Source organism: Longimicrobium sp., from assembly GCF_036554565.1.
Lineage (GTDB): Bacteria > Gemmatimonadota > Gemmatimonadetes > Longimicrobiales > Longimicrobiaceae > Longimicrobium.
Genome location: NZ_DATBNB010000378.1, coordinates 1 through 2,016 on the forward strand (window position 1 = coordinate 1; position 2,016 = coordinate 2,016).

The 2,016-nt window shown below is 68.0% G+C and carries 2 protein-coding genes; both read left to right on the forward strand.

Annotated features, from left to right (window positions below):
• A partial coding sequence (locus VIB55_RS10490; RefSeq protein WP_331876610.1) for an ATP phosphoribosyltransferase regulatory subunit occupies positions 1 to 886 on the forward strand: 886 nt, incomplete at its 5' end.
• 94 nt (positions 887 to 980) lie between these two features.
• The coding region (locus VIB55_RS10495) for an aminoacyl--tRNA ligase-related protein (RefSeq protein ID WP_331876611.1) at positions 981 to 2,016 on the forward strand (1,036 nt) is incomplete at its 3' end.

The following is a 2,016-nucleotide window of genomic DNA, read 5'->3' on the forward strand; positions in this document are numbered from 1 at the left end:
CGTCGCGGCCGATGCCGAGCTGCTGGCGGCGGCCATCGACATCCTGCGCGTGCTGGGGCTCACCGCCGACGACTTCGTGGCGCGCATCTCCGACCGCAGGCTGCTGCGCGCGCTGCTCCTGCACGCGGGGACGCCCGAGGACCAGCTGATCCTGGTCTACAACATCGTCGACAAGCTGGAGCGCGATCCGCGCGAGGTGATCGCCAAGCGGCTGACCGGCGAGGCGGGGCTGACGGACGAGGCGGCGGAACGCGTGCTCGACATCTTCCGCTACACCGACTTCGACGCGGTGCGCCAGGCGTACGGGTCCACGGAGGGCGTGGGGCCCGAGATCGAGCGGATGGGCCAGTTCTTCGGCGCGCTCGGGGCGATGGGGCTGGGCGACTACGTGCGCTTCGACCTTTCCATCGTGCGCGGGCTGGCGTACTACACGGGCATCGTCTTCGAGCTGTTCGACACCCGCGGCGAGCTGCGCGCCATCTGCGGCGGCGGGCGCTACGACAACCTGCTCAAGCAGATCGCGGGGGTAGACCTGCCTGCGCTCGGCTTCGGGATGGGAGACGTGGTGCTCAAGGAGCTGCTCACCGACCGCGGCCTCCTGCCGTCGACCAAGCAGAGCGTGGACTACTACCTGATCGCCGTCACCCCCGACCAGCGCGGCGACATGCTCGCGCTCGCGCACCGGCTGCGCGAGACGGGCGCGTCGGTGGAGTACGGGCTCAAGCAGCAGGGGATTGGCAAGCAGTTCAAGAACGCCTCGGCCGTGGGCGCGCGCCGCACGGTGGTCCTGGGTCCCGACGAGCTGGCCCAAGGCGTCGCCGTCGTCAAGGAGATGGAAACCGGCCAGGAGTCGCGCGTCCCGCTCGCCGAGCTGGGCCGACCGTGACGCCCACGCTCTTCCGATCGCGGAGTTCCACATCCTGATCAACCGAAATCGCTGACCGGCCGTTTCGGCTGGCGGCCTGACTGATACCGATCTCATGGCCAACGAAAAAGCGCTGACCGCCCAGGCCGAAGACTTCAGCGCCTGGTACAACGAAGTGGTGCTCAAGGCCGAGCTGGCCGACTACTCGCCCGTGCGCGGCTGCATGGTCATTCGCCCCTACGGCTACCGCCTGTGGGAGCTGATGCGCGACCAGCTGGACCTGCGCTTCAGGGAAACCGGGCACCAGAACGCCTACTTTCCGCTCTTCATCCCGCAGAGCTTCCTTGCCCGTGAGGCCGAGCACGTGGAGGGGTTCGCCAAGGAAGCGGCCATCGTCACCCACACCCGGCTCAAGGCGGTGGAGGGCGGCGGGCTGATCCCCGACCCCGACAGCAAGCTCGAGGAGCCGCTGATCGTGCGGCCCACGTCGGAAACGATCATCTACGAGATGTTCAGCAAGTGGGTGCAGAGCTACCGCGACCTGCCGCTGCTGTACAACCAGTGGGCGAACGTGGTCCGGTGGGAAATGCGCACGCGCCTCTTCCTGCGCACCTCGGAGTTCCTGTGGCAGGAGGGCCATACCGCGCACGCCACGCACGACGAGGCCGAAGCCGAGACGCTGCAGATGCTGGGCGTGTACCGCGAGTTCATGGAAGAGTGGCTCGCCATGCCGGTGGTGACGGGGCAGAAGAGCGAGTCCGAAAAGTTCGCCGGCGCGCTGCGCACCTACACGTGCGAGGCCATGATGGGCGACAACAAGGCCCTGCAGAACGGCACCTCGCACAACCTGGGGCAGAACTTCGCGAAGCAGTTCGCGCTGAAGTTCGCCAGCGAGAGCGGCGCCGAGGAGTTTGCGTGGAACACGTCGTGGGGCGCCAGCACGCGCATGGTGGGCGGGCTGGTGATGACGCACGGCGACGACAGGGGGCTGGTGATGCCGCCGCGCGTGGCGCCCATCCAGGTGGTCATCGTCCCCATCTACCGCAAGGACGAAGAGCGCGAACTGGTGATGGGCAAGGCGGCCCAGATCGTGGCGGCGCTGGACGGCATTCGCACCCACGTGGACGACCGCGACAAGCTTACGCCCGGCG